The organism is Streptomyces sp. CB03238 (genome assembly GCF_002099185.1).
Lineage (GTDB): Bacteria > Actinomycetota > Actinomycetes > Streptomycetales > Streptomycetaceae > Streptomyces.
In genome coordinates this window covers 332,889-358,696 of the sequence record NZ_NBCN01000006.1, presented here as the reverse complement: position 1 = coordinate 358,696, position 25,808 = coordinate 332,889, and the positions used below count along the sequence as shown (strand labels likewise).

General features: G+C 71.7%; 28 protein-coding genes. 15 read left to right on the top strand and 13 right to left on the bottom strand.

What is annotated here, in order from left to right; all coding sequences use genetic code 11:
- The 3 genes from BKD26_RS13060 to BKD26_RS13050 all read right to left on the bottom strand — a co-directional run bounded on the left by BKD26_RS13060 (window position 1) and on the right by BKD26_RS13050 (window position 3,523).
- Window positions 1-2,067, bottom strand: coding sequence for a hypothetical protein (locus BKD26_RS13060; protein WP_084898021.1), 2,067 nt, complete (start codon window positions 2,065-2,067; stop codon window positions 1-3).
- Between the two features lie 75 nt (window positions 2,068-2,142).
- Window positions 2,143-3,075, bottom strand: coding sequence for a 2-oxoglutarate and iron-dependent oxygenase domain-containing protein (locus tag BKD26_RS13055; RefSeq protein ID WP_084897985.1), 933 nt, complete (start codon window positions 3,073-3,075; stop codon window positions 2,143-2,145).
- Window positions 3,068-3,523 carry a nucleoside deaminase gene (locus tag BKD26_RS13050; protein ID WP_084897984.1) on the bottom strand — a complete coding sequence of 152 codons (456 nt, stop codon included), beginning with the start codon at window positions 3,521-3,523 and terminating at the stop codon, window positions 3,068-3,070. The genes BKD26_RS13055 and BKD26_RS13050 overlap by 8 nt, the downstream gene beginning before the upstream one ends.
- Window positions 3,524-3,623: 100 nt before the next feature.
- On the opposite strand from BKD26_RS13050, the gene BKD26_RS13045 reads away from it, so the two are divergent.
- A complete protein-coding gene (locus tag BKD26_RS13045; RefSeq protein ID WP_084897983.1) occupies window positions 3,624-4,556 on the top strand; it encodes a DMT family transporter in 933 nt (310 codons plus the stop codon).
- Here BKD26_RS13045 and BKD26_RS13040 read toward each other — a convergent pair.
- Window positions 4,456-5,352, bottom strand: a complete 897-nt coding sequence (locus BKD26_RS13040; protein ID WP_084897982.1) for a LysR family transcriptional regulator — start codon at window positions 5,350-5,352, stop codon at window positions 4,456-4,458. The genes BKD26_RS13045 and BKD26_RS13040 overlap by 101 nt on opposite strands.
- A 4-nt stretch (window positions 5,353-5,356) precedes the next feature.
- Window positions 5,357-5,803 (bottom strand): PLD nuclease N-terminal domain-containing protein, encoded by a 447-nt coding sequence (locus tag BKD26_RS13035; protein ID WP_084897981.1) that lies wholly within the window; start codon window positions 5,801-5,803, stop codon window positions 5,357-5,359.
- Window positions 5,804-5,892: 89 nt separating this feature from the next.
- On the opposite strand from BKD26_RS13035, the gene BKD26_RS13030 reads away from it, so the two are divergent.
- Genes BKD26_RS13030 through BKD26_RS13015 form a run of 4 tightly spaced genes read left to right on the top strand, consistent with a single transcriptional unit; the run spans window position 5,893 to window position 9,316 of the window.
- Window positions 5,893-7,344 (top strand): menaquinone biosynthesis decarboxylase, encoded by a 1,452-nt coding sequence (locus BKD26_RS13030; protein ID WP_084897980.1) that lies wholly within the window; start codon window positions 5,893-5,895, stop codon window positions 7,342-7,344.
- Window positions 7,341-7,808: a hypothetical protein gene (locus tag BKD26_RS13025; RefSeq protein ID WP_084897979.1), complete on the top strand. Its 468-nt coding sequence runs from the start codon at window positions 7,341-7,343 to the stop codon at window positions 7,806-7,808. The genes BKD26_RS13030 and BKD26_RS13025 overlap by 4 nt, the downstream gene beginning before the upstream one ends.
- Window positions 7,805-8,704, top strand: a complete 900-nt coding sequence (gene mqnP, locus BKD26_RS13020) for a menaquinone biosynthesis prenyltransferase MqnP (RefSeq protein WP_084897978.1) — start codon at window positions 7,805-7,807, stop codon at window positions 8,702-8,704. Before BKD26_RS13025 ends, mqnP begins: the two co-directional genes overlap by 4 nt.
- A gap of 42 nt (window positions 8,705-8,746) precedes the next feature.
- Entirely contained in the window at window positions 8,747-9,316 is a 570-nt protein-coding gene (locus BKD26_RS13015) for a Uma2 family endonuclease (RefSeq protein ID WP_241518620.1), read from the top strand.
- Here BKD26_RS13015 and BKD26_RS13010 read toward each other — a convergent pair.
- A complete protein-coding gene (locus BKD26_RS13010) occupies window positions 9,303-9,929 on the bottom strand; it encodes a rhomboid family intramembrane serine protease (protein WP_084897977.1) in 627 nt (208 codons plus the stop codon). The two genes, BKD26_RS13015 and BKD26_RS13010, sit on opposite strands and share 14 nt — an antisense overlap.
- Before the next feature lie 119 nt (window positions 9,930-10,048).
- Between BKD26_RS13010 and BKD26_RS13005 the strand changes: the two genes are divergently transcribed.
- The 7 genes from BKD26_RS13005 to BKD26_RS12975 all read left to right on the top strand — a co-directional run bounded on the left by BKD26_RS13005 (window position 10,049) and on the right by BKD26_RS12975 (window position 16,044).
- Entirely contained in the window at window positions 10,049-10,720 is a 672-nt protein-coding gene (locus tag BKD26_RS13005; RefSeq protein ID WP_179166518.1) for a UbiX family flavin prenyltransferase, read from the top strand.
- 168 nt (window positions 10,721-10,888) lie between these two features.
- Window positions 10,889-11,341, top strand: coding sequence for an Lrp/AsnC family transcriptional regulator (locus BKD26_RS13000; RefSeq protein ID WP_084897975.1), 453 nt, complete (start codon window positions 10,889-10,891; stop codon window positions 11,339-11,341).
- A gap of 52 nt (window positions 11,342-11,393) precedes the next feature.
- Window positions 11,394-12,557 carry an aminofutalosine synthase MqnE gene (mqnE, locus tag BKD26_RS12995; protein WP_084897974.1) on the top strand — a complete coding sequence of 388 codons (1,164 nt, stop codon included), beginning with the start codon at window positions 11,394-11,396 and terminating at the stop codon, window positions 12,555-12,557.
- A gap of 205 nt (window positions 12,558-12,762) precedes the next feature.
- A complete protein-coding gene (locus BKD26_RS12990; protein ID WP_084897973.1) occupies window positions 12,763-13,425 on the top strand; it encodes a UdgX family uracil-DNA binding protein in 663 nt (220 codons plus the stop codon).
- A 19-nt stretch (window positions 13,426-13,444) separates the two neighbouring features.
- Window positions 13,445-13,969 carry a GNAT family N-acetyltransferase gene (locus BKD26_RS12985; RefSeq protein WP_084897972.1) on the top strand — a complete coding sequence of 175 codons (525 nt, stop codon included), beginning with the start codon at window positions 13,445-13,447 and terminating at the stop codon, window positions 13,967-13,969.
- A gap of 72 nt (window positions 13,970-14,041) precedes the next feature.
- On the top strand, window positions 14,042-14,341 hold the full coding sequence (locus BKD26_RS12980; protein WP_274536110.1) for a DUF4229 domain-containing protein: 300 nt from the start codon (window positions 14,042-14,044) through the stop codon (window positions 14,339-14,341).
- A 353-nt stretch (window positions 14,342-14,694) separates the two neighbouring features.
- Window positions 14,695-16,044, top strand: coding sequence for a dicarboxylate/amino acid:cation symporter (locus BKD26_RS12975; RefSeq protein WP_084897971.1), 1,350 nt, complete (start codon window positions 14,695-14,697; stop codon window positions 16,042-16,044).
- A 116-nt stretch (window positions 16,045-16,160) separates the two neighbouring features.
- Here the strand turns inward: BKD26_RS12975 and BKD26_RS12970 are convergent, their stop codons facing one another.
- Both BKD26_RS12970 and BKD26_RS12965 read right to left on the bottom strand, forming a co-directional pair.
- Complete coding sequence (locus BKD26_RS12970; protein ID WP_084897970.1) at window positions 16,161-17,432, bottom strand: MFS transporter; 1,272 nt, start codon at window positions 17,430-17,432, stop codon at window positions 16,161-16,163.
- Window positions 17,433-17,553: 121 nt separating this feature from the next.
- On the bottom strand, window positions 17,554-18,720 hold the full coding sequence (locus tag BKD26_RS12965) for a S8 family peptidase (RefSeq protein ID WP_084897969.1): 1,167 nt from the start codon (window positions 18,718-18,720) through the stop codon (window positions 17,554-17,556).
- A gap of 203 nt (window positions 18,721-18,923) precedes the next feature.
- Between BKD26_RS12965 and BKD26_RS12960 the strand changes: the two genes are divergently transcribed.
- Window positions 18,924-19,580: a TetR/AcrR family transcriptional regulator gene (locus BKD26_RS12960; RefSeq protein WP_241518619.1), complete on the top strand. Its 657-nt coding sequence runs from the start codon at window positions 18,924-18,926 to the stop codon at window positions 19,578-19,580.
- Here BKD26_RS12960 and BKD26_RS12955 read toward each other — a convergent pair.
- Together BKD26_RS12955 and BKD26_RS12950 are read right to left on the bottom strand one after the other, a co-directional pair.
- Window positions 19,546-20,358, bottom strand: a complete 813-nt coding sequence (locus BKD26_RS12955; protein WP_084897968.1) for a MaoC/PaaZ C-terminal domain-containing protein — start codon at window positions 20,356-20,358, stop codon at window positions 19,546-19,548. The two genes, BKD26_RS12960 and BKD26_RS12955, sit on opposite strands and share 35 nt — an antisense overlap.
- A 5-nt stretch (window positions 20,359-20,363) precedes the next feature.
- On the bottom strand, window positions 20,364-21,671 hold the full coding sequence (locus BKD26_RS12950; RefSeq protein WP_084897967.1) for a 3-oxoacyl-ACP reductase: 1,308 nt from the start codon (window positions 21,669-21,671) through the stop codon (window positions 20,364-20,366).
- 98 nt (window positions 21,672-21,769) lie between these two features.
- Between BKD26_RS12950 and BKD26_RS12945 the strand changes: the two genes are divergently transcribed.
- On the top strand, window positions 21,770-23,623 hold the full coding sequence (locus BKD26_RS12945) for an AMP-dependent synthetase/ligase (RefSeq protein WP_241518618.1): 1,854 nt from the start codon (window positions 21,770-21,772) through the stop codon (window positions 23,621-23,623).
- A gap of 12 nt (window positions 23,624-23,635) precedes the next feature.
- On the opposite strand, the gene BKD26_RS12940 is transcribed toward BKD26_RS12945, so the two are convergent.
- Window positions 23,636-24,223, bottom strand: a complete 588-nt coding sequence (locus tag BKD26_RS12940; RefSeq protein ID WP_084897965.1) for a hypothetical protein — start codon at window positions 24,221-24,223, stop codon at window positions 23,636-23,638.
- A gap of 278 nt (window positions 24,224-24,501) precedes the next feature.
- Between BKD26_RS12940 and BKD26_RS12935 the strand changes: the two genes are divergently transcribed.
- Complete coding sequence (locus tag BKD26_RS12935; protein ID WP_084897964.1) at window positions 24,502-25,116, top strand: antibiotic biosynthesis monooxygenase; 615 nt, start codon at window positions 24,502-24,504, stop codon at window positions 25,114-25,116.
- 18 nt (window positions 25,117-25,134) lie between these two features.
- Here the strand turns inward: BKD26_RS12935 and BKD26_RS12930 are convergent, their stop codons facing one another.
- On the bottom strand, window positions 25,135-25,527 hold the full coding sequence (locus tag BKD26_RS12930) for a DNA-binding protein (protein ID WP_084897963.1): 393 nt from the start codon (window positions 25,525-25,527) through the stop codon (window positions 25,135-25,137).
- Complete coding sequence (locus BKD26_RS12925) at window positions 25,524-25,796, bottom strand: hypothetical protein (RefSeq protein WP_084897962.1); 273 nt, start codon at window positions 25,794-25,796, stop codon at window positions 25,524-25,526. Before BKD26_RS12925 ends, BKD26_RS12930 begins: the two co-directional genes overlap by 4 nt.
- Between the last annotated feature and the right edge of the window lie 12 nt (window positions 25,797-25,808).

The following is a 25,808-nucleotide window of genomic DNA, read 5'->3' as shown; positions in this document are numbered from 1 at the left end:
TCAGACTCCGTCCTCCCGTCCCGGCGGCACCGTCGGGCCCCGCCAGGCACGGATGTCCCTCGGCCAGTGGGTGGCCGCTTCCCACAGCGGACTGGTGCCCGTCACATGCCGGCCGGACAGCTGCCGCAGCTCGTGCACCAGCTTGTCGACCACGTCGTCGTCCGGCAGGGCGAGCGGGTCGGTCAGCAGCCACACCGCGTGCAGCAGCCGCCGCAGCCCCAGGTGCAGGGCCGTCGCGTCGGCGTCCAGCCCGTCGGGCAGCGGGCCGCCCGGGTCCTCGCCGAGCGCCACCGCGCGGCGCGGATCGAGGCCGGTGCGGCCCTGCTCGCGGGGGTACGGGGCGGTGGCGATGAGCCGCAGCCGGTCCAGCCAGTCCAGGACGTCCGGACCGGGGAACGCCAGCCGCAGCTCGGTCACCGCCTCCTCGGACCGGCCGAGCGCCAGGTCCTGCCGGAGACGGTACGGGGTCGGGTCGGGGCCGTAGTGGCGGTGCAGCGTCTCGTGGACGGCGCGCCACGCGGCGTACGCGGGTGCGTCGGCGTCGTGGAACCGCAGCCGGTGCAGCAGCAGGGCGCGCAGCAGCGGGTCCGCCACGAAGTGCCCGCCCGCCTCGGGCCAGCCGTCCGCCCGCAGCGCGTCCCGCACCAGCAGCGCCATGTCGCCCTCCACCGACGCGCCGCGCAGCCGGGTGCGGGCCAGCACGCGGGCCGACTCCTCGCCGTGGGCGGCGGCCAGCACGGCGGCCACGTCCGGGCGCAGCCCGGGCGGCAGCAGCCCGGCGAGCAGGGTGTCCGCGACCGGTACGGCGGCGGTGTCCTCGCGCAGCTCCACCGTCAGGTCCAGCAGCGCACCCGGCGTGAGCCCGCCGCGCCCGGCCGCCGGCACCCCGCCCACCGCCCGCCCGAGCAGCGCCACCGCCAGCGGCCGGCCGCCCGTCAGCCGGTGGACCGCCCGCGACAGGTCGGCAGGGGTGCGCCCCGCCGGGTCGTACCGGTCGAACACGGCCCGGGTGTGCGCCGCGCTCAGCGGCGTCAGCTCCACGGCGAGGATGCCCGACGTGATGTCCGCGCCCCGCTCCCAGCCCGACGTGTGCGCGACCTCCGGCAGCCGCTTGCGGGTCGCCCGGCGCAGCCCCTCGTGGTCGCGGTCCCGGGACGCGGCGACGACGACGAGCTGGTCGCGGCTCCCGGCGCCGCGGTCCCGCAGGACCGGCTCGACCAGCCGCCGCCCGAGCGGCAGGTGGGCGTTGTCCAGCAGGACGAGCGGGCGGCCGCGCCGGGTCCCGCGCCGGGTGAGGCCCACGTACGCCCGGCGTACGTCCTCCACGAGCGCCCCGACCAGGAAGGCCTCGGCCTCCTCCCGGCGCCGACCGCCCTGCTCGAAATCGACGGCCAGCTGGTGCAGCCCCAGCTCGCCCCGCCTGCCCGCGTTGCGGTACGCGCCGTACCAGGCCTTGGACTTGCGCTGGTAGCGGCCGAACACCTCCTCAAGGACGGTCTCCACCGTCGCCTCGGCCAGCAGCCCGGCGAGCGGCGCCGTCGACTCGGCGGCCGTCGCGGCCAGCTTGGCCAGCACCTTGGAGACCCACGTACCGGCCGCGCCCTTGGCCTCGTCGACGGTCGCCAGGACCGGCCCGAGGCGCTGGAGGTCGCGCCGCGCCCGGTCGTCGTCCTCCTGCGTCCAGCCGGTGACCGCGACCGCCGCGAGGCCCAGCGCGAGGCGCGGGAACTCCACCGGCTTGGCCGTGAGCACCCTCGGCGACAACTGCACGGCCAGCTCCGCCAGCGCGCCCGTCAGCGGGTTCCAGCCGGGCCCGTGGTCGAGGGGCGGCTCGATGTGCGCGCAGTCCAGCAGCGCGAGCGGGGTGCCGCCCCGGTAGGCGTTGCGGAGCTGCTTGAGCAGCGCGGTCTTGCCCATGCCCCGGCCGCCGGTGAAGACCGTGACGGGCGGATCGTCGCCGTGCTCGTACCCGGCGGGGGTGAAGCTGTACGGAGTGAGTCCGGTCAGCCGGGCGGCCAGACCGTACGCGTCCAGGACCGCCTCGCGGCCGTACAGCTCTCTGTCCACCGCCACCCCCCGTGACTCAGCGTCAGGCTCAGGTTACTTTCGAACCGTTGGCCGCGTGAGGGGTCGGGCGAACCGTCATTCAGTCGTGATGGCGTCCAGTTGCCCGCGCAGGTACGTGTGCGAGTCGGTGCCCCGTACGTCCGTCCCGGGGTCGCATTCATAGAAGTACACCAGCGACATCAGCTCCTCGGAGGGCACGTCGGCGGGCGGCGGCAGCACCCGGTGGCGGCCCGAGCGCCAGCGGCCGTCCGTCCAGCGGGCCATCAGGTCCCCGATGTTGATGGTGAAGGCGTCCGGGTCGTACGGGGCGTCCTCCCAGCCGCCCTCGTCCGTGAACACCTGGAGCCCGCCTCTGCCCGCCTGCCGGTCCAGCACGGTCACCGTCCCGAAGTCGGTGTGCGGCCCGATCCGGAACTGGCCCTCCTCCGGACCCCCGAGCACGTCCCGCCCCGGATACCAGTTGATGTTGAAGCCCCAGGTGGGGTGAGCGGTGTGCCGCCTGAAGAACTCCTCGCCCTCGCCGAGCGCCACGCCCAGCAGCTCCAGGAGCAGGTCGGACAGGTCCCGCATCCGCGTCAGGTACTCCTCCACCAGCGGCCTCAGCCCCGGCACCTCGGCCGGCCAGGTGTTGGGCAGGAACCACTCCGCGTCCACCGCCGGGTCGCCGGTCGGCTCGTGGGACGCGAACGACAGCGACTCCTTCAGGTCCGGCGGGCTCGCCGTCCCCTCCGCGTACGCGTTGGCCTCCGCGCCCGGCCCGAGCCAGCCGCGCCCGCCGACCTTCACGGCGTACGGCTCCTTCACCCGCGTATCCAGGTGGAAGAACCGCCGTGCCTCCTCCCGGATCGCCGCCCGCAGCCCCGGCTCCACCCCGTGCCCGGTCACCAGCAGGAACCCGGCGGTGCGCAGCGCCCGGTCGACCGTCCGCGCGGTCGCGGCACGGGCGGCGGGGTCGCCGGACAGCCACGGCGCCAGGTCGATGGTGGGAATCCGTCGTTGTTCACTCATCGCCGATGTCCTCGTTCCAGAGCGCCGGGTGTTCCTCGATGAATTCGCGCATCATGGCGACACACGCCGGGTCGTCCAGCAGCACGACCTCCACGCCGTGCTCCGCGAGCCAGTCGTGGCCGCCGTGGAACGTCTCCGCCTCGCCGATCACCACCCGCGAGATCCCGAACTGCCGCACGAGCCCGCTGCAGTACCAGCAGGGCGACAGCGTGGTCACCATGGTCGTCCCCCGGTACGACCGCTGCCGCCCGGCCGCCCGGAACGCGGCCGTCTCGGCGTGCATGGACGGATCACCGTCCTGTACGCGGCGGTTGCGCCCCCGCCCCAGGAGCGTGCCGTCCGCCCCGTACAGGGCGGCCCCGATGGGGATCCCGCCCTCCGCGAGCCCGGCGCGAGCCTCGGCGACGGCCGTCTCCAGCCACCGCCGTGCCTGCTGCTGATGGTCCATGACAGCCACTCTTCCCCATCGGCCGGGCCGATGACCCCATCGGCGGGACGCCCCACTGGCTCGTGGACCGGCCACCGGTCCCGCTCGTAGCGTCACTGCCATGAGAAACGAAACCAAGGGCACGGTCGAGCTGACCCTCGCCATGGTGCTGTCCGGCACCCTGGGCATCTTCGTCGTCGAGTCGGGGGCGTCCCCGTTCAACGTGGTCTTCTTCCGCTGCCTCTTCGGGGCCCTGGCGCTGGGCGCGTACGCCCTCGTCCGCGGCTACTTCACCGACCACGGGTTCACCGCGAAGAAGCTCGGCCTCGCCGCGCTCGGCGGTGTGTTCATCGTCTTCAACTGGGCGTTTCTCTTCGAGGCGTACGAGGCGACCTCGATCTCCTTCGCGACCGTCGTCTACCACACCCAGCCCTTCTACGTGGTGCTGCTCGGCGCGCTGATCCTCCGGGAGCGGCTCACGGCCGCCAGGCTCGGCTGGCTGGTGGTGGCGTTCGCCGGGCTGATCCTGGTCTCCGGCATCCGGCCGGGGGACACCGGCTCGCTCAAGGGGCTCGGGCTGGCGCTGCTGGCCGCCGTGTTCTACGCCATCTCGACCGTCGTCACGAAGCGGGTCACCGGCGTTCGGCCGCACCTGGTCGCCCTCGTCCAGGTCCTGGTCGGCATCCCGCTGCTGCTGCCGTTCGCGGACTTCGCCCAGGTCTCGGGCCTGGGCGCGGGCTGGGCGTGGCTGGCCGGACTGGGCCTGGTCCACACCGGCCTGATGTACGTCCTGATGTACGCGGCGTACCAGAAGCTGCCCACGGCCAAGATCGCCGTGCTGGCCTTCACCTACCCGGCCGTCGCGATGCTCGCCGACTGGGCGGTGTACGGCCACCACATCGGGCTCGTACAGGCGCTGGGCCTGCCGCTGATCGTGCTGGCGAGCCTGAAGGTCACGCTTCCGTCTGCTCGCGCACGAGCCGCCGTGCCTGCTCCACGAACAGCCGCACCTGCGCCGGAAGCCGTTTCCCGCGCCGCCACGCGAGTTGCGTGAACAGCGTGAACGGCGGCTCCCAGGCCAGCTCCACCAGCGTCCCCGCCGCCAGCTCCCGCGCCACCGTCACGCGCGGGAGCAGCGCCACGCCCAGACCGGCCGCCACCCCGCTCTTCGTCGCCTCGATGGTGCCGAACTCCATGAAGGGCGGCGGCGTGCCGGTCCGCTCCCGCAGCTCCTCCTCGAACAGGTCGCGGTACGGGCAGCCCGGCTCCGTCCCCACGAGCTGCACGGCCGCCAGGTCGCCGGTGGACAGGGCCGGCCGGTCGGACAGGGGGTGCGCGGGCGCGGCGACCAGGACCAGCGGCTCGGCCGTGAGCACCTCGCTCTCCAGCCCCGCGTGCTCGGTCTCGCGCTCCATCAGGAAGCCGATGTCGTACGTGCCCTGCCGCAGCGCCTGCCGCGTCTCGTCGCCCAGCGTGGGCCGCAGCGACAGCCGCACCTTCGGGTAGCGGTGGTGGAACAGCTCCAGCAGCGCGGGCAGCCGGTAGGACGTCAGCGACTCCATGGTGCCGATGTTGACCGTCCCGGCCGGCTCCTCCGCCGCGGCGACCGCCGCCCTCGCCTCGTCGGCGAGCTCGATCATCTGCCGGGCGTACGGCAGCAGCCGCTCACCCGCCTCCGTCAGCCGGATACGGCTGCCGAGCCGGTCGAACAGCTCGGTGCCGAGCGAGGACTCCAGCGACCGGATCTGGCTGGTCACGCTCGACTGGGCGTACTTCAGCTCGGCGGCGGCCTGCGTGAAGCTGAGGACGCCGGCGACCTTCTCGAACGTGACCAGGAGCCGTATCTCCACGGGGTCAGGGCTTCTCGGGGCCGGAGCCGGGGGCGGGGCCGGTGCCAGGGCCGGTGTCGCCGCCGTCCTGCTGCCCGTCCTCGCCCTCGTCCTTCTCCTTGAGCTCGTCCTCGCGGCGGCGCAGGTCGGCCTCCCAGTCCTTCGGGAGCGACTCGTCCTTCTTGTTCTCCTCACGGATGGACTTCAGGAACTCCGGGTTGTCGTCCGGCGCCACCCACTCCGTGCGGTGGTTGCGGTGCCACTCGGACGGGGTGCGACCGCCGGCCGGGGCGTGGCGCAGTTTGCCGGCGGCGAGCCAGACGATCGGGCCGACGATCCAGAAGAGCAGGATGATGAAGATCCAGGCCACCTTGGGGAGGTGCTTGGCCTCGTCCTCGGGGGTGTTCAGGCAGTCGATGAACGCGTAGATCGTCAGCGCCAGCGGCAGGATGTACAGCAGTGCCCTGAGCATGTGGGACAGCCCCCTGGAAGCATTGGCGGGCCGCGTTTCGTCAGCCCCGGTGACAAGGCCAGCGTAACCGGTGGCCGATACTGGGCCCCATGGCTTACGACGATCTCCGCTCGCTGCTCAGGGCCCTGGACCGCGAAGGCGACCTCAAGCGCATCAAGGCCGAAGTCGACCCGTATCTGGAGGTCGGGGAGATCGTCGACCGGGTCCAGAAGTCCGGCGGCCCCGCTCTGCTCTTCGAGAACGTACGCGGGTCCTCGATGCCGCTCGCGATGAACGTGTTCGGGACGGACCGCCGGCTGCTGAAGGCGCTGGGCCTGTCGTCGTACGACGAGATCAGCGCGAAGATCGGCGGGCTGCTGAAGCCGGAGCTGCCGCACGGCTTCGTGGGCGTGCGCGAGGCGTTCGGCAAGCTGGGCGCGATGACCCACGTACCGCCGAAGAAGGTCAAGGACGCGCCGGTCCAGGAGGTCGTGCTGCGGGGCGACGAGGTGGACCTGGACCAGCTTCCGGCGCTGTTCACCTGGCCCAAGGACGGCGGGTCGTTCTTCAACCTGGGCCTGACCCACACCAAGCACCCCGAGAACGGCATCCGCAACCTCGGGCTGTACCGGCTCCAGCGCCACGACAGGCGCACCATCGGCATGCACTGGCAGATCCACAAGGACAGCCGCAACCACTACCAGGTCGCCGCCCGGCGCGGGGAGCGACTGCCGGTCGCGATCGCGTTCGGGGCGCCGCCGGCCGTGACGTACGCCTCGACGGCTCCGCTGCCGGAGGACATCGACGAGTACCTGTTCGCGGGCTTCCTGCAGGGCAAGCGAATCGAGATGGTCGACTGCAAGACGGTGCCGCTCCAGGTGCCGGCGCAGGCGGAGGTCGTCCTGGAGGGCTGGCTGGAGCCGGGCGAGATGCTCCCCGAGGGGCCGTTCGGCGACCACACGGGCTTCTACACCCCGCAGGAGCCGTTCCCCGCGCTGAAGATCGACTGTGTGACGATGCGGAAGCGTCCGCTGCTCCAGTCGATCGTGGTGGGCCGCCCGCCGACGGAGGACGGCCCGCTGGGCCGGGCGACGGAACGCTTCTTCCTCCCCCTCCTCAAGATCATCGTCCCGGACATCGTGGACTACCACCTGCCGGAGTCGGGCGGCTTCCACAACTGCGCGATCGTCTCGATCGAGAAGAAGTACCCGAAGCACGCGCAGAAGGTCATGCACGCCATCTGGGGCGCGCACATGATGTCGCTGACCAAGCTGATCGTGATCGTCGACGCCGACTGCGACGTCCGCAACATGCACGAGGTCTCCTGGCGGGCCCTCGGCAACACCGACTACGCCCGCGACCTCACGGTCGTCGAGGGCCCGGTCGACCACCTGGACCACGCCTCATACCAGCAGTTCTGGGGCGGCAAGGCAGGCATCGACGCCACGAAGAAGTGGCCCGAGGAGGGCTACACGCGCGACGGCGGCTGGCCCGACATGGTCGAGTCCGACCCGGCGACGGCGGCACTGGTGGACCGCCGCTGGAAGGAGTACGGCCTGTGAGCCCCGCCCTTGAAGGCCCGGCCCTGTTCATCGGCACCGACACGGCCTATGTGGCCCTGGTGCGCCCCGCGCTCGACCCGGCCGACCCGGACGTCCGGCTGGCCGCCGAGGAGGCGGGCGTCCCGCCGGAGGAGTTCGCCGGTCCCGGAGACATCTGGGCGGTCCTCTTCGAGAACGACGGCGAGGGTGACGGCTTCGAGCTGCCCGGTGTGCGTGACGCGGAGCCCGCCGGTTTCGCCGAGCGGCTGCGCGCCGAGCTCACCACGGCGTCCGGCCCGTTCACCGTCGACGGCGGCGCCGTGCTGCGCCTGGACGCCCGCCCGGCCGGCGCGGACGCGTACGCCTTCACGGCGCGCATCACCCCGCCCGACGACCCCGAGGCGGAGCTGACCGTGGAGACGGGCCCGCTGCCCGTCGCCGCGCTGCTGGCAGACCTCGACGCGTTCCTCGGGAGCCTCGCATGACGACGACCACCGCGCCGCAGCCGGCCGGCCGGATCAAGGCCTTCCTGCGGCTGGTGATGATCGAGCACTCGGTCTTCGCGCTGCCCTTCGCGTACATCGCCGCGCTCACCGCGATGTTCCGGACCGACGGCACCGTCCACTGGCTGGAGCTGCTGCTGGTCACCGTGGCGATGGTGGGCCTGCGCACCTTCGCGATGGCCTGCAACCGGATCATCGACCGCGAGATCGACGCCCGTAACCCGCGCACCGCCGGGCGGGAGCTGGTCACCGGCGCGGTGTCCGTCCGGTCCGCCTGGACGGGCGCGCTGGTGGCGCTGGTCGTCTTCCTGGGCGCGGCCGCCCTGCTGAACCCGCTGTGCCTGGCGCTGGCGCCGGTCGCGGTCGTCCCGATGGTGGTCTACCCGTACGGCAAGCGGTTCACGAACTTCCCGCACGCCATCCTGGGCCTCGCCCAGGCCATGGGCCCGGTCGGCGCGTGGATCGCGGTCACCGGGGCCTGGTCGTGGGAGGCGGTGATCCTGGGCCTCGCCGTGGGCGTCTGGATCGGCGGCTTCGACCTGATCTTCGCCTGCCAGGACGTCCAGGCCGACCGTGCCCACGGCGTGAAGTCCGTCCCCGCCCGCTTCGGCATCCCGGCGGCCCTGTACGGGGCCCGGGGCGCCCATGTGGTGACCACCGCGCTGCTGCTCTGGTACGCCCTGGCCACCGACGCGGGCCCCTTCTTCTGGGCGGGCCTGCTGATCGTCGCCGTCGCCTTCGTCTACGAGCACACCATCGTGCGCCCGCACGACCTGTCGCGATTGAACCGGGCGTTCTTCACGGTCAACGGCTTCATCGGGATTGCCCTGTTCGTGTGCGCTTTGCTCGATCTTCTCGTTCGAGGCCTGACCCCGTAGCTACCGTGCGGCCTACCATCGAGTGCAGGAAGGGAGGCCGACGTGACCATCTCGGAGAGCGACCGCCTGCACTCGCAGCTCAGCCGGTTCGAGGACATGTTCCCGGGCTACCGGACGGAGATTGTCGAGGGCGCCATCGTGATGAGTCCGGTCAAGCCGCACCACAACGAGACGATCTGGGAGGTGCGGAACCGGCTGCAAGCCCAGCTCCCATCGGAGTGGTGGTTCATCAGTGACGTCGCAGTGCCCTTCGATGACGACAACGAGTTCTGCCCCGACCTCGCCGTGATCCCGAAGGCCGAGAGGGACAAGAACCTCAGCGCCTACCCGCCCGACCTCGTCGAACTGGCCATCGAGGTCGTCTCGCCGAGCAGCGTGCGCAACGACTACGAGGTCAAGGACCGCGCGTACGCGCGGCGCGGTATCCCGCACTACCTGATCTTCGACCCGTACAAGGCGCACTGCCTGACGCTGTGGAACCCGGGTCCCGACGGCTATCGCGGGCGGGACGTGATCCCGTACGGCGACACGGTGACCGTGGAATCCGGCCTCGGCAAGCTCACCGTCGACACCACCGACCTGCCCGTGGACCCCGGCGTCAGCCGGCCGTGACCCCGGCCGCCGCACCGCGCGGACGGCGGCGGCGGAACACGAAGGCCGCCGCCACGCCCGCCAGCAGGCCGAACAGGTGGCCCTGCCAGCTGACGCCCGACTGGGTGGGCGATACGCCCAGCAGGATGGTGCTGCCCCAGATGGCGCCGATGAGCAGGCCCACGACGATGTCCATCGGCTTGCGGTCCACGAAGCCGCGCACCAGCAGGTAGCCGAAGAGGCCGAAGATCAGGCCCGACGCGCCCGCCGTGACGCTGTACGCGGGGGACACCAGCCAGACGCCCAGGCCGTCCACGATCACGATGAGCGCGGCGACCGCCAGGAAGCGCCGGATGCCGCCGAGTGCGGCCAGGAAGCCGAACACCAGCAGCGGGACGCTGTTCGCCGCCACGTGGCCGAAGCCGAAGTGCAGGAACGCGGCCGGGACGAGGTCGCGCAGCTCGACGACCTCGCGTGGCGAGATGCCGTACGCGTCGAGGGCGTGGCCGCTCGCCAGGTCGACGGCTTCCAGCAGCCACAGCAGGGCCACCCACCCGAGCATCAGCACGGCGGCCGCCTTCACCCGGTCGGCGCCGGTCCGGCCGGTGACCTCGCCCCTCGTCGTACCTGCCATGGCGGCCCCCTGTGGTGATGCGCGTCGGTGAGCGCGTCTCCCCCGGAAACGTCCGGGGCACCCCGCTCGGTTCCGTACCGGCCGGTTCCGTACCGGTCCGGCCGGATAGGCTCAGCGGCGTGGAGCCGGTAGAAGTGCAGCGTCGCCCGTGGGTCGTCGGGGTGTCGGGGGCGTCAGGGACCCCGTATGCCGCCGCCGTGCTGCGCGGGCTGCTCGCTGCCGGGGAGAGCGTCGACCTGGTGGTGTCCCGGGCGTCGCGGCTGACGCTGCTGGACGAGACCGGGATCGCGTTCCGGGACGCGCACTGGCGCGAGGACCTGACGGAGTGGCTGTCGCGGGGCGCGGACGGCAAGCCGGGGGCGTTCCCCGTGGACGTGTCGGACGTACGGCACTGGGTGGCGGGCGACCTCGCGGCCGGGCCGTCGTCCGGCTCGTACCCCGTCAAGGGGATGCTGATCGTGCCCGCGTCGACCGCGTGTGTGGCGGGGGTGGCGCTCGGCCTGTCCAAGGACCTGTTGCAGCGGGTGGCGAGCGTGACGCTGAAGGAGCGGCGCACGCTGGTGGTCGCGGTGCGGGAGACCCCGCTGAACGGCCAGACGCTCAAGCACCTGGTGGCCCTGGACGAGGCGGGCGCGGTGGTGCTGCCCGCCTCTCCGGCGTTCTACGCGGGTGCGACGCACATCCAGGACCTGGTGGACTTCGTCGCGGGGCGCGTGCTGGACGCGGCGGGGGTGCCGCACCAGCTGTACCGCCGCTGGAAGGGAGAGCTGGGTGGCGCCCGTGAGGACTAACGCTTCCCGGCGAGGCGACGCGACCGGGGCGCCGACACGCGGCCGACCCGGTGCGTCGTGTACACGATGAGGGTCAGCTCCTGACGATCGTCTTGATCACCACTCTGTGCGCCTTTGTTTCTACAATCAAACGTGCTGTGTTGCTGAACAATGGAAGGCTTCAGGTATATGGACGCCGTGGATAGGCAGCTCATCCAGGCCCTTCGTGAGAACGGCAGGGCCTCGTACGCCGAGCTCGGCCGGCTCGTCGGGCTCTCCGGGCCCTCCGTCACCGACCGCATCAACCGCCTGGAGGCGGCGGGCGTCATCACCGGCTACCGCGCCACGGTGGACTCCGCCTCCCTCGGCCTGGGCGTCACGGCGCTGATCGGCATCTCCCTCTCCGACGCCGCCGACCACGAGGACGTGGCGCGCCGGCTGCGGGACCTGGCCGAGATCGAGGACTGCTGGTTCATCGCCGGTGACGACTCGTTCATGCTCAAGGTGCGGGCGAGCGACGTGGACGGCCTGGAGAAGACCATCCGCCGGCTGTCGGGGACGAAGGGCGTGTCCCGTACGCGTACGACGATCGTGCTCTCCACGAAGTGGGAGAACCGGGTCGGCGATCTGCCGGAAGAGTAGGGGGCGTACGGTGGTGGAGCCCGATTGACACACGTATGGGAGGCGGCCTGCTATGGACGCGGGGCTCAAGCGCGAGCTGGAGGAGAAGGTCCGGTCCGGGGAGCGGCTGACCCGCGAGGACGGTATCGCCCTCTACGAGTCGGACGACCTGGCCTGGCTCGGCGGCCTCGCCCATGAGGTGCGTACGCGCAAGAACGGCGACGTCGTGCACTTCAACGTCAACCGGCACCTCAACATGACGAACGTGTGCACGGCGTCGTGCGCGTACTGCTCGTTCCAGCGCAAGCCGGGCGAGAAGGACGCGTACACCATGCGCATCGAGGAGGCCGTCCGCCTCGCCAAGGCGATGGAGAACGAGAACCTCACCGAGCTGCACATCGTCAACGGGCTCCACCCCAACCTGCCGTGGCGCTACTACCCCCGGTCGCTCAGCGAGCTGAAGAAGGCGCTGCCGAACGTCTCCCTCAAGGCCTTCACGGCGACCGAGATCCACCACTTCGAGACGATCTCCGGGCTGTCCGCCTCCGAGATCCTCGACGAGCTGATCGAGGCGGGTCTCGAATCGCTGACCGGCGGCGGCGCGGAGATCTTCGACTGGGAGGTCCGCCAGCACATCGTGGACCACCGCACCCACTGGGAGGACTGGTCCCGCATCCACCGCCTCGCGCACGAGAAGGGTCTGAAGACCCCCTGCACGATGCTGTACGGGCACATCGAGGAGCCCCGCCACCGCGTGGACCACGTGCTGCGGCTGCGTGAGCTGCAGGACGAGACCGGAGGCTTCCAGGTCTTCATCCCGCTGCGCTACCAGCACGACTTCGTGGACATGCAGGACGGCAAGGTCCGCAACCGGCTCCAGGCGCGGACGACCATGGCGACGGGCGCGGAGGCGCTGAAGACCTTCGCGGTCTCGCGGCTGCTGTTCGACAACGTCCAGCACGTCAAGGTCTTCTGGGTCATGCACGGCGTCCAGACGGCCCAGCTCGCGCTCCAGCACGGCGCGGACGACATGGACGGCTCGGTCGTCGAGTACAAGATCACGCACGACGCGGACAACTACGGCACGCCCAACAAGCTGGGCCGTGAGGACCTGCTCGAGCTGATCCGGGACGCCGGCTTCCGCCCGGTGGAGCGCAACACCCGGTACGAGATCATCCGCGAGTACCCGGGCCCGGACCCGGACCGCCGCGAGTCGCCGCAGCCCATGCGCGTGTGACCGCCGGTCGTGGGCACCCGAGGCGGAGCCTCGGTGGTTGCTGTGTGTGGATGGGTTTTCGTGGGCACTCGGGTGTGACCGCCCGTCGTGGGCACCTGAGGCGGAGCCTGGGTGGTTGCTGTGTGTGGATGGGTTTTCGTGGGCACCCGGGTGTGACCCCTGTCCGTACAGGTCTGGCCTGCCGCCCCGGGGGTACCCGGGGCGCATGGCCGGCCGTACCAGGACCGCCCCCGAGGACGCGTACACCGCCGAGCCCTTCGTGCCGGAGGGCGCCGGGATCGAGGCGCTGCGCGAGGCGGCCGCGGGGTGCCGGGGGTGTCCGCTGCACCGGGACGCGACCCAGACCGTGTTCGGCGCCGGGAACGTCCACGGGCGCGTGCTGCTGGTGGGTGAGCAGCCGGGCGACCAGGAGGACCGGCAGGGTGCGCCGTTCGTCGGGCCGGCGGGCAAGGTACTCACCCGGGCGCTGGACGAGGCGGGGATCGAGCCGGGTGACACGTACGTCACCAACGCCGTCAAGCACTTCAAGTTCGAGGTCGTCCCCGAACGCGGCAAGCGCCGTATCCACAAGGCGCCCAGCCTCCGCGAGATGACCGCCTGCCGACCGTGGCTGGAGGCCGAGCTGCGGCTCGTCGACCCCGAGCTGATCGTCGCCCTCGGCGCGACCGCCGGGAAGGCGCTGCTCGGCTCCTCCTTCCGGGTCACCAAGCAGCGCGGCATGCTCCTGCCGTTCCCCGGCCACGAGGAGCTCGGCGAGTGCCTGCTCGCGACCATCCACCCCTCCGCCGTACTGCGCGCCGACGACCGCGACGCGGTGTACGAGGGGCTGGTGTCCGACCTGCGGATAGTCGCCCGGGCCCTGCGCTGAGCCGTTTATCGTCGAACGCATGCCGTTGAACTTCGAACTGGACCCGCGGATCGACCCCGCCCTCCGTGACGGCGTCCTCACCCTGTGGACGGACGTCTCCAACGCGGGTGGTTCCGTCGGCTTCGTTCCGCCCGTCACCCCCGACGACATACGCCCGGAGTGGGTCAAGCACCTCACCGCCATCACCGAGGGCCGCACCCGCCTCCTCGTCGGCCGCGACGAGGACGGTGCCGTCGCCGCCACGGCGTTCCTCACGTACAACACGCACCGCCTGATGAAGCACTGGGTGTGGCTCTACACCGTGATGGTCCACCCCCGCCACCAGGGCAAGGGGTACGGGCGCGACCTCATGGCCGCCACGGAGGCGGCGGTACGCGGCCTCGGCGGCATCGAGGCGATCCGGCTCACCTGCCGCGGCGGCACCGGCGTCGACCGGTTCTACGCCTCGTGCGGCTACAAGGAGGTCGGGCGCATCCCGGACGCGATCCGCGTCGCGGACGGCGACGACCGCGACGACATCATCATGCTGCTCCCCCTGAACTGATCAATTCGCCACGTGCTTCACTAGTCAGGCAGGAACGCCGTACCAAGGAACACGAAGGAAGAAGGCCACGCCGTGTCCGCTGCTGCCCGCACGAGCGCCACGATCCGGTACACCCTGATGCGTCTCGGCATCTTCGCCGGCTGCTTCCTCGCCCTGTGGGGTCTGGTGTACGTGGGTGTGCTGCCGCGCGGCCTCGGGGACTCCAACCTCCTGTGGGTGCTGCTCCTGTCGATCGTGATCTCGGCGCCCCTCAGCTTCGTCCTGCTGCGCAAGCAGCGTGACGCGATGTCCGCGCAGATCGTCGAGAAGGTCGACAGCGCGAAGGCCCGCCTGGAGGCCAACCGGACCCGCGAGGACAGCGTCGCCCAGTGAGGTAGCTCACGCCTCCCACCCATATCGCGCACCCCCGTGCCGAAGCCGCGCTTCGCACGGGGGTGTTGGCGTTCCGGGTGACTCCCCGCACCCCAAAGAAGAGCTTTGAGGTTCTCAAAGTTCAAGTGTTAACGTGTTCGGCGTGAAGACAGCAGTGCGCCCCCGAACCGACGCCATGAGCACCCCGCTCGTGGCGCGCCTGCACGCGCGCCTGCACGTCGACCTCTGCCGCTGTATGTCCGCGGTCTGTTGCCGCGAAGTCTGACCCGGCATCATGCAGCGGCGCCGCCGGAAGGCGCGTGCGCCGCACCCTCGTCCCCGTATTCCCCGATACGTACCACTGGAGTGTGTCCGTGTCCGCGTCCGCGAGCACCGCGAACCCCGATACCCAGCCCACCCGCCGCCGCATACCCAAGGTGCCCTTCTGGGCCCAGATCGTCGCCGGTCTCGTCCTCGGTGTCGTCCTCGGCTGGATCACCCGCAGCTATGACGTGCAGTGGCTGCACACCACCCTCGACCAGGTCGGGCACATCTTCGTCCAGCTGCTGAAGCTGGCCGTCGCGCCGCTCGTCTTCTTCGCGATCCTGGTGTCCATCACCAACCTGCGGAAGGTCAACAACGCCGCCCGGCTGGCCGCCCGCACCCTGCTCTGGTTCATGATCACGTCGCTGATCGCCGTGGCCATCGGCCTGGCGATCGGCCTGCTCACCGACCCGGGCGCCGGCACCGGCCTCACCCCGAAGGACGGCCAGAAGCCCGAGAACGCCGGCTCCTGGCTCGACTTCCTCACCGGGATCATCCCGACGGACGTCATCACGCCGTTCACCGAGCTGAACGTCCTGCAGATCGTCTTCATGGCCGCCGTCGCCGGTATCGCCGCCCTGAAGCTCGGGGACAAGGCCCAGCCGATCCTCACCCTCAGCGAGGCGGTCCTGGAGCTGCTCCAGAAGGCCCTGTGGTGGGTCATCCGCCTCGCCCCGATCGGCACCGTCGGCCTCATCGGCTACGCCATCGCCGACTACGGCTGGGACCTCATCGGCAAGTACGCCACCTTCACCGCCGACGTCTACATCGGCTGCGCGCTGGTCCTGTTCGGCGTCTACCCGCTGCTCCTGGCGACCGTCGCCAAGGTCAACCCGGTCCAGTTCTTCAAGGGCGCCTGGCCCGCCATCCAGCTGGCCTTCGTCTCCCGCTCCTCCGTCGGCACCATGCCGGTCACGGTCAAGGTCACCGAGCGCCTCGGCGTGCCGAAGGAGTACACCTCCTTCGCCGTCCCGTTCGGCGCCACGACCAAGATGGACGGCTGCGCCGCGATCTACCCGGCGCTCGCCGCGATCTTCATCGCGCAGATCTTCGACGTCCAGCTGGGCATCCAGGACTACCTGATGATCGCCTTCGTCTCGGTCGTCGGCTCCGCCGCCACGGCCGGTCTGACGGGTGCCACGGTCATGCTGACCCTGACCCTCTCCGCCCTGGGCCTCCCGCTGGAGGGCGTGGGCCTGCTGATGGCGATCGACCCGATCCTGGACATGATGCGCACGGCCACGAACGTCGCCGGCCAGGCGCTCGTCCCGGTCGTGGTCGCCGCCCGCGAGAAGATCCTCGACCTCGACGCGTACAACTCCGCCTCGGCGTCCCCGGTGGACGACGACCACGACGTGCGTGAGGCCGAGCAGAAGGTGACCGTCCCGGTCACCGCCTGACGCCACGTCACCCGGCAGTGCCCCTGGTCCGAGGACCGGGGGCACTGCCGTTGCGCACGGGAGGGCCTCAGCCCGGCTGCTTGACGGGATGCGGCGGAACGGGGCCGAGAAGGTCCCTACCGGCGCTGCCGCCCCGACAGTGGGCGAGCCGTCGCACTGAACGATTCCCGCTGCGACGGGTGGTCGTGCCGTCGGGGCAGCAGGAGCGGGGTCGCCAGGAGGAGGACGCCGGCGACCGCGATCGCGGTGCGGGGGCCGGTGAGGGCGGCCAGCAGGCCCCACAGCCCGGTCATGGCCGCGGTGGTGGCCTTGCTGGTGACCGACCACGCGGACAGGGTGCGCACGACCCGGTCCGTCGGGGTGTGATCGAGCCGGTAGGTGGCGAACACCGGGTTGAACACGCCCATGCAGGTGATCAGCCCCAACTCGACGGCCATGACCAGCACCAGCCCGGCGGTGCCGGGGCCGACGAAGGCCAACCCCAGCGACCAGCACGCCCGCAGCGCCCCGGCGGTGACCAGGACCCTGTGCCGGCCGGCCCGCGCGACGAGCCCGGGAGCCAGCCGTGCCCCGATCAGGCCGCCGACGCAGGGCACCGCGAAGGCGAGGCCGTACTGCCAGGGCGGGAACCCGAGGCCGGCGAGCATGAGGACGGCGAGCAGCGGAGAGGTCGCCATGATCAGGCCGCTCACCAGGACCGTGTTGAAGAACAGCCGGCGCAGCGCCGGGTCGGCGAGGATGTACCGCCACCCGTCGAGCAGGTCGCCGGCCCGGAGGCGTGGGGGTGCACCGGTGCGTACGGGGCGCGGCTCCTTGCCGCCGATGGCGCGGATGCCCAGCGCCGAGAGCGCGTAGCTGACCGCGTCGGCCACCACCGTCATCACCGGGCCGAACAGCCCGATCGCGGCCGTACCGAGCGGAGGTCCGAGCACGGTGGCCGTCCAGGTCGTGGACTCGAACCGCCCGTTCGCGACGAGGAGGTCCTCGGGCGGTACGAGGGCCTTCAGGCAGGCGCCGGCGGCCGCGCTGAAGGTGATCCCGGCCGCGGCGACGACCACCGACACGACCAGGAGCTGGACGAAGGTCAGCCGGCCGAGCGCGAACGCGGCGGGGACACTCATCAGCGCCGCGAACCGGATCAGGTCCATCGCGACCATCACGGACCGCTTGCGGCGGAACTCCACCCATGGCCCGAGCGGCACCGCCACCGCCGCACCCACCGCCGCCCCCGCGGCGGCCAGTGCCGACACCTCCGCCGGGCCGGCGTGCAGGACGAGGATCGCGATCAGGGGGAACGCGTCGAAGGCGAGCCACGTACCGAACGTACTGACCGCGTACGCCGCCCATAACCACCGGAACCGCCGCCCCAGCGACCGCTTCGCACTCATGCCCGCGACAACCCTCCGTCGACTGCCGACATCAAAGCGGGCGGCGGGCCATCGATCAAACTGTCGACTCGCCGGACACGCCCCCACCGGCCGACGGGCCGGTGAGGGCGCTTCGCCGGTGTCAGAGGCCGGCGGTCTGGACGAGGCGGTTGGGGGAGGACGGGCTCACGGCGAGGATGTACTTGACCGACCGGTCGGTGAGCCAGGCGTAGACCTGCGCGGGGGTCGCAGAGGGGTAGCGGGACTTGAGGAGGGTGGCCACGCCCGCCACGTGGGGGCTGGCCATGGAGGTGCCGTTCAGGGCGACGCTGCCGCCGCCGAGTCTGGCCGAGACGATGGCGGCGCCGGGGGCGTACATGTCCAGGCAGGGGCCGTAGTTGGAGAAGTTGGTCTGCAGGTCCTGCTGGTTGGTCGCCCCGACGGTGAGGACCCGCTGCGCGCTCGCGGGGGAGACGTTGCACGCGTCGATCGCGTCGTTGCCGGCGGCGATCACCGGCAGGACGCCGCTGTCCGACAGCGCGGTGGCGGCCTGGTTGACGGCGTCGCTCCGCGGGCCGCCGAGGGAGCCGTTGAGGACCGCGGGCTGCTGGGCGTTCTTCGCCACCCAGTCGAGTCCGGCGATCATCCCGGAGTACGCGCCCTTGCCGTCACAGCCGAGGACGCGGACGCTCACCAGCCTCGCCGCCCGGGCGACACCATAGGTGGCCCCGCCGACGGTGCCCGCGACGTGCGTGCCGTGACCGTTGCAGTCCTGACCGTTCCTGCCGTCGCCCATCGCGTCGTAGCCGGGCACCGCGCGGCCGCCGAACTCGGTGTGCCCGTAGTCGATGCCGGTGTCGAGAACGTACGCCGTGGCTCCCGCGCCGGTGCTGTAGACGTTGAACTGCCCGTTCAGCGGGAGGTACGGCTGGTCGATGCGGTCCAGGCCCCAACTGGCGGCGACCGCGCGGGGAGCGGCCACGGGGCCGACGGTGACGACCGCGTCCTGCTCGACGGCCTGGACGTCCGGGAGGCCGCGTACGGCCGTCAACTGGGAGGCGTCCAGCTTGGCCGCGAAGCCGCGCAGCACGCTCGTGTACTCGTGGAGCGGGGTGATGCCGAGCCGCTGGGCGACCTTCGCCGAGGCGGTGCCGGGCTTCAGGGTGACGATGTACTGGTCCGGGACGGGCGCCGCGGTGGTGCGCAGCGGGGCGGGATCGTCGTCGGCCGCGGTGGCGGTGGTCGGGGCGGCGGTGAGGGGGAGCAGCAGCAGCAGCGCGACGCACGCGCGGCGGGCGGACAGCCTCATTCAGTACTCCGTTCGGGAGCTTCTGACAAAGAGCGACGCCTGTAGCGAAGCAGGCCGCCGGCATTCCGGAATATCACCTACTGGAGTGACATGAATACTTTCGGTAGTGAACGGCGCATGTGTCCCCCCGCTCGGTGCGCGGCACGCGCCCTTACGGCGGGCCGTAGGCTTACCGATCACCGAGGAGTAGGAGGGCGGGTGTCGTGACGGGTGCGAAGGCCAAGCGCATGCCGCGGGCCGTGCGCGAGCAGCAGATGCTGGACGCGGCCGTGCGCACGTTCGGGCAGCGCGGGTACCGGGCGGCGTCGATGGACGAGATCGCCGAACTGGCGGGCGTGTCCAAGCCGTTGGTCTACCTGTACCTGAACTCCAAGGAGGAGCTCTTCACCGCCTGCATCCGGCGCGAGGCCGCCGCCCTCATCGCCGCCGTACGTGACGCGGTGCAGCGGGACGCTTCCGGTCCCGGCATGCCGGCCGACCGGCAACTGTGGGCGGGGCTGACCGCGTTCTTCACGCACACCGCCGAGAACCCCGACGGCTGGGCGGTGCTCCACCAGCAGGCGCGCACGCACGGCGAGCCGTTCGCCGCGGAAGCCGCCGCCATGCGGGACGAGATCGCCGCGTTCGTCACCGGCCTGATAGGTGAGGCGGCCCGGGACGCGCACCAGGACCCCGCCTTCGGCGACCGGGACGTGTCCGGGCTCGCCCAGGCGCTGGTCGGCGCGGCCGAGTCACTGGCGCAGTGGGCGAACGAGACGCCCGGGGTGTCCGCCAAGGAGGCGGCCGCGACCCTGATGAACTTCGCCTGGACGGGCCTGGGCCACCTCATGGACGGGCAGCGCTGGTCACCCTCCCGGTGAGGTGGACCGCCCGGCCGGTGCGCAGCTGGAACGCCGCACCTTCGGCGGCGTACGTGACGGTGGTGGGCAGCGGCACGGGCGCCCTGAACTCCGTACGGACGTGAACCGTGGGCGGCAGGTCCTGTTCGGCCAGGCAGCGGGCGAACGTCCACATGCCGTGGGCGATGGCCCGGGGGAAGCCGAAGGCGCGGGCGGTGAGCGGGTGCAGGTGGATCGGGTTGCGGTCGCCGGACACGGCGCCGTACCGGCGGCCCAGGCCGGGGGCGAGGCGCCATTCGGCGCGGGCGGGGAGGGGGCGCGGCGGGGCGGCCTCCTTTCGGCTCGTGTCGGCCGTCCGGTGCCGGGCCAGGTAGCCGCTGCGGGACTCCCAGACCGGCTCGCCCGCCACCCGCGCCTCCGTGACGACGGTCGCCTCCGTTCCGCGCCGGTGCGGGGCCAGCGCGGCGACGTGCACGGTGAGGTCCAGGCGCTCGGCGGGGAGCAGGGCGCGGTGCCGGGTGACCTCGATCCAGGTGTGGACCAGCCCCAGGAGCGGCAGCGGGAAGTCCCGCGCGGCCAGCAGCCGCATGGCGAGAGGAAACCCCAGGACATGCGGGTACGGCAGCGGAACCGGGCCCGACTCGGCGAACCCGCACACGCGCGCGTACGCCCCGAGGCGCGTCGGGTCGATCCGTACGTCCGCTTCGACGAGCCGCCGGCCGGGCGCGACCGCGCCGGGGCCGGGCCGCTTGAACGGTGAGCGGAGGGCGCCGAGAGCGAGGGTGAGGGGAAGGTTCATGGCCCTCACGCGCCCAGCAGCGACTGGCCGCACACCCGGACCACCTGGCCGTTGACCGGCCTGGACGCGGGGTTGGCCAGCCAGGCCGTGGTCTCGGCGACGTCCACCGGGAGGCCGCCCTGCGACAGGGAGTTCATCCGGCGGCCCGCCTCGCGGATCAGGAACGGCACCGCGGCCGTCATACGGGTCTCGATGAAACCGGGCGCCACCGCGTTGACCGTGACGCCGTGGTCCGCCGCCGCGCGGGGCGCCAGGGAGCGGACCAGGCCGATGATCCCGGCCTTGCTCGCCGCGTAGTTGGTCTGGCCGGTGTTGCCCGCGATCCCCGCGATGGACGCCGTCGCGACGATCGCCCCGCCCCGGCGTACGGCACCCGCCTTGAGCAGGGCGTCGGTCGTGTCCAGGACGGCCGTGAGGTTGACGGCGACGACGGAACTCCAGCGCTCGGCGGGCATGTTCGCCAGGCGCCGGTCCCGCGTGATGCCCGCGTTGTGGATCAGGGCGTCCAGCCCGTCCGGTGCGGCCGCCGCGATGCGGTCCGCCGCGTCGGGGGCGGTGATGTCGAGGGGGAGGGCGGTGGCGCCGCCGATCCGGTCGGCGGTACGGACGAGGTCGGCCTCCGCCCCCGGTACGTCCAGGCACACCACCCGCGCCCCGTCGCGGGCCAGCGTCGCCGCGACGGCCGCGCCGATGCCGCGCGCGGCGCCGGTGACGAGGGCGGTACGGCCGGCGAGGGGCCGCGCCCAGTCGTCCGGGGCGTCACACGGTACGTCGGCGACGTCGACCACCTGGCCGTCCACGTACGCCGACGCGGGCGACAGCAGGAACCGCAGGGTCGACTCGGCGGGCGGAACGGCCGTCAGCCGCACCAGGTTGACCGTGATGCCACGGCCGACCTCCTTGGCCAGTGAGCGTACGAACCCCTCCAACGCCTGCTGCGCCGCCGCCTGGTGATGGTCCGCCTCCGACAGCGGCGCGCCCAGCACCACGATCCGCCCGCTCGTCCTGACCGACCGTACGACCGGGTGCAGCGCCCCGTGGACCTCGGCGAGCGCGGCGGGGGAGGCGACGGCGGTGGCGTCCAGCACGACGGCGGCCGGGCCACCGGGGCCCTGGGCGCCGATACGGGCCAGCACCCCGGCCAGGGTGCCCGTGTGGACGGACGCCCCGGCGGCGAGGTGCAGCAACGGCCCGTCCAGGCCGGGGTTTTCGGGCGACCGGCGGCGCAGGGTGACCGGTTGCGGGAGGCCGAGGCGCCGGGCGAGGAAACGGCCGGGTGCTGTGGCGGTGACGTGCAGATAGCGGTCGGCCATTGTCCTGACTCCCTGCTCGGCCCTAGATTTACTCCAGAGTAAGGTTACTCAGAGGTCAGGACCTGGTCGAGAACTCGCGCCCGACGAAGGAGCCGCACGTGACACTCGCCCCGACCCAGCCACCGCACGAAGTCTCCGTACCGCCCCTCGTCCCGCCCGTGACGAGCGGTTCCCTCGCCGACATCCCCTTCGACAACGCCCGTGAGGCGCCCACGGACCCGGTCCTCAGCCGCAAGGCCGACGACGGCACCTGGTCCGACGTGACGGCCGCCGACTTCGCCGCCGACGTCCTCGCCGTGGCCAAGGGGCTCGTCGCCGAGGGTCTCCGCCCCGGCGACCGGCTGGCCATCATGGCCCGTACGACGTACGAGTGGACGCTCCTCGACTTCGCCGCGTGGGCCGCCGGCCTGATCACCGTCCCCGTCTACCCGACGTCCTCCGCCTTCCAGGCCCGCTGGATCCTCCAGGACTCCGGCGCGGCGGCGTGCGCCGTCGAGAACACGGACCAGGCCCGGCTCATCAGCAACGAACGCAAGCAGATACCGGGCCTGGAGCACCTGTGGGCCTTCGACACGGGCGCGATCGCCACGCTACGGGAGGCGGGCCGCCGCATACCGGACGAGGTCATCACCGCCCGCCGCTCCAATCTGTCCCCCGACTCGATCGCCACCCTCATCTACACCTCCGGCACCACCGGCCGCCCCAAGGGCTGCGTCCTCACGCACGCCAACTTCTTCGCCGAGGTCGACAACGCGGTCGAACTCCTCCACCCGGTCTTCAAGTCCGTCAGCAAGGACCCGGCCTCCACCCTGCTCTTCCTGCCCCTGTCCCACGTCTTCGGCCGGATGGTCGCCATCGGCTGCCTCCGCGCCCGGGTACGCCTCGGCCACGCGCCGTCCATCCAGACCGAGGACCTGCTCGCGGACCTGGCCGGGTTCCGGCCGACGTTCCTGCTGGCCATCCCGTACGTCCTGGAAAAGGTCTTCAACACCGGCCGCGCCACCGCCGAGAAGATGGGCCGCGCCTCCTCCTTCGACCGGGCGGCGTCCATCGCACGGCGGTACGGCGAGGCGATGGAGGCCGCCCAGCACGGCACCGGCACCGGCCCCTCACTCGGCCTGCGGGCCGCCCGCGCCCTGTACGACCCGCTGGTCTACCGCCGCATCCGGGCGGCCCTCGGCGGCCGCGTACGGTACGCCATCTGCGGCGGCTCCCCGCTGGGGCGGCGCCTGGCGTCGTTCTACGCGGGCGCGGGCATCGACGTGTTCGAGGGGTACGGCCTGACGGAGACCACCGCCGCGTCCACCGTGACCCCGCCGCTCAAGCCCAAGCTGGGCACGGTGGGCCGCCCGCTGCCGGGCACGGCGGTACGGATCGCCGAGGACGGCGAGGTCCTGCTGCGGGGCGGCCACGTCTTCGCCGGCTACTGGGACGCGGAACGCGGCGAGGCGGTCCCGGCGGTCACTGACGGGTGGCTCGCCACGGGCGACCTGGGCGCGCTGGACGAGGACGGCTACCTCACCATCACGGGCCGCAAGAAGGACGTCATCATCACCTCGGGCGGCAAGAACGTCATCCCCGCCCCACTGGAGGACTGGCTCCGCGCCCACCCCCTGGTCGGCCAGTGCATGGTCGTCGGCGACAACCGCCCGTACGTCACGGCCCTGATCACCCTGGAACCGGACGGCCTGGCGCACTGGCGCCGGATGAAGAAGAAGGACGACGTGCCACTGCGGGACCTCGTGACGGACGAGGACCTCCTGACCGCCCTCCAGCGAGCCGTCGACGAGGCCAACCGCCTGGTCTCCCGCGCCGAGTCCATCCGCCGCTTCCGCGTCCTGACGACCGACTTCACGGAGCAGAGCGGCCACCTGACCCCGTCCCTGAAGCTCAAACGGGCCGCCATAGCGCGGGACTACGCGGCGGACATAGAGGTGCTGTACGCGAGGTGACCATCGCCGAGCTCAGTGCGAACCCCCTCCGGGGGCCTGGGCCCCGACGGAACCCGTGATGTCCCGGTCCGTGGGGTCCTCCCGCTCCGGCTGGTTGGGCGCCCGGGTGAAGTCGTGCGAGGAGTTGTCCGAGGACTGCCCGCCCCAGTGCGGCAGCGGCCGGTCGCAGCCCGGTTCGGCGCGGTTGCCCATCGGCATGAGGGCGTACGCCGTGCCCAGCACCGGCACCAGCGCGTAGCCACCGTTGGAGCACACGGGCAGTACGAGGAACCGCTGGGCGTTGGCCTTCTTCGCCGCGTCGGGGTCCTTCGGGTCCACCCGGTCGGTGAAGCGCATGCCGTCGCGGATGTTGTCCGGGTTGACGGAGAGGTACTTGTCCTCCCGCTTGTTCTGGAAGGTGTAGACGGCGTTGTTCTTGTAGTAGCCGTCCAGCTGGACCACCCACAGGTGGCGCTTGTTGTCGATGTTCTCGACCGGGTCCGTCTCGATCTGGAGGTCACCGTTGTGGGTGAGGTATCCGCCGGTGACCCGGTGGATGATCATCATTTCCTTGCCGTGCCGCACCGACGAGACGAACGTGTCGAGTGTGTTCGGGAACATGCCTCTTCCCTTCGCTCCAGAGGTGGTCGTGTCCACCTCAACAACCGTTCGATCCCCGCCATACGGGCATAGGAAGCGGCAATATGCGGGCAGCACGGTGCATTCGTCATGACAGCGAATGAATATGACCATACGAAAAGCGCGTGCCGTGCTCCCGTCGCCCGCCGGGCGCCGCCTGGTGCCGCCGTGGCGTCACCCGAACGCGTGGGCCGCCTTGCCGCCCGCCCGTACCGGCCGTCGCATGGACAGAGACATCGAGTCCGGCGCGAAAGGCTGCCATGTTCGTTCGTACGACCTATGCGACAGGTGATCCGGCGAAGCTCGACCAGGCCGTGCAGGCCCTGACCGGGGAAGGCCGCGAGCAACTGGCCAAGGAGCCCGGCTACCGGGGCGCGGGCCTGTTCGTGGACCGCGAGGTCGGCAAGCTGCTGACCGGCACGTGGTGGGAGGACGAGGAGGCCCTCAGGGCGAGCGCCGACCGCATGGGCGAGCTGCGCGCCCGGGTGCTGTCGGGGTTCGCCGCGACCATGACGGTCGACAACTGGGAGGCCGCGGTCGTCTCGCGCCCCGAGTCGGTCGGCGAGGGCGCCCGCTTCCGGCTGACCCGGCTGGAGTTCGCCCCCACCGACGCGGACGCCCTGATCGACACCTTCGAGAACGGCGTCCTGCCCAAGCTCCAGACCATGCGGGGCTTCCTGGGCGGAACGCTCTTCCTCGACCGTGCCGCCGGCCGGGGCACGGTCGGCGCGATCTACGCCGACCGGGACAGCCTGGCCGCCTCCCGGGGCCCCGTCGCCGCGCTGCGCGGCGAAGCCGCGAGCAAGGCGCGGACGACCGTCCGGTCGGTGGAGGAGTTCGAGGTCGTCATGATCGACGTCCGGCCCCCGTCCTGACGGCTGCGCCGGGGACCATCAAACCCCGATCACGGTGACGCCGATGCCACAGAGCATCCCGAGATCCTCAGGGTCGGAGGTAAGAACGGTCACCGGGCCGGGCGAGGCCAGTGCGGTGGCGGCCACAATGGCGTCCAGTGCGTACTCGTGGCCGTGCAGCCCGGCCGATGCGAGAAGCTTGCTCGCCCGGCGCGTGATGGGCTCTGTGGGCGGGATGATGTTCACGCGTGAGATGGCGTGGTCGAATTGGGCCTGGTGGATCTTCGGGTCGCGTGCTTCGACGAGCGTGACGGAGCTGGTGATCACACGGACGTCCTCGGCGTCGGCCGCGACCAGCCATTCCGTGAGCTCAGGGTTGCGTCGTACGAGTTTGGACAGTCCTTCGCAATCCAGGACGAGCGTTCCGCTCATGCGGCGTCGGCCGGATCGGCCTTGCTGCCGCGCAGGATTGCCCGCTTCACCTCAACGGCTCCCTGACCGACCGGTCCGTGCTCGGCTTCCGCCTCCTCGATCAGCTCGCGGAGGCGTTCCCGCTCCAGCTGCCGCTGAATGAGCGCTTCGACGTACGCGGACATGCCGCGCTTGCCGGTGCGTTCCTTGAGCGCCGCGATCGTGCCTTCGTGCAATGACACGGACACGGGCCGTACGGGGCCCTCGCCTGGAGCGGGTGCGGTATCCACGCCGATACCTTA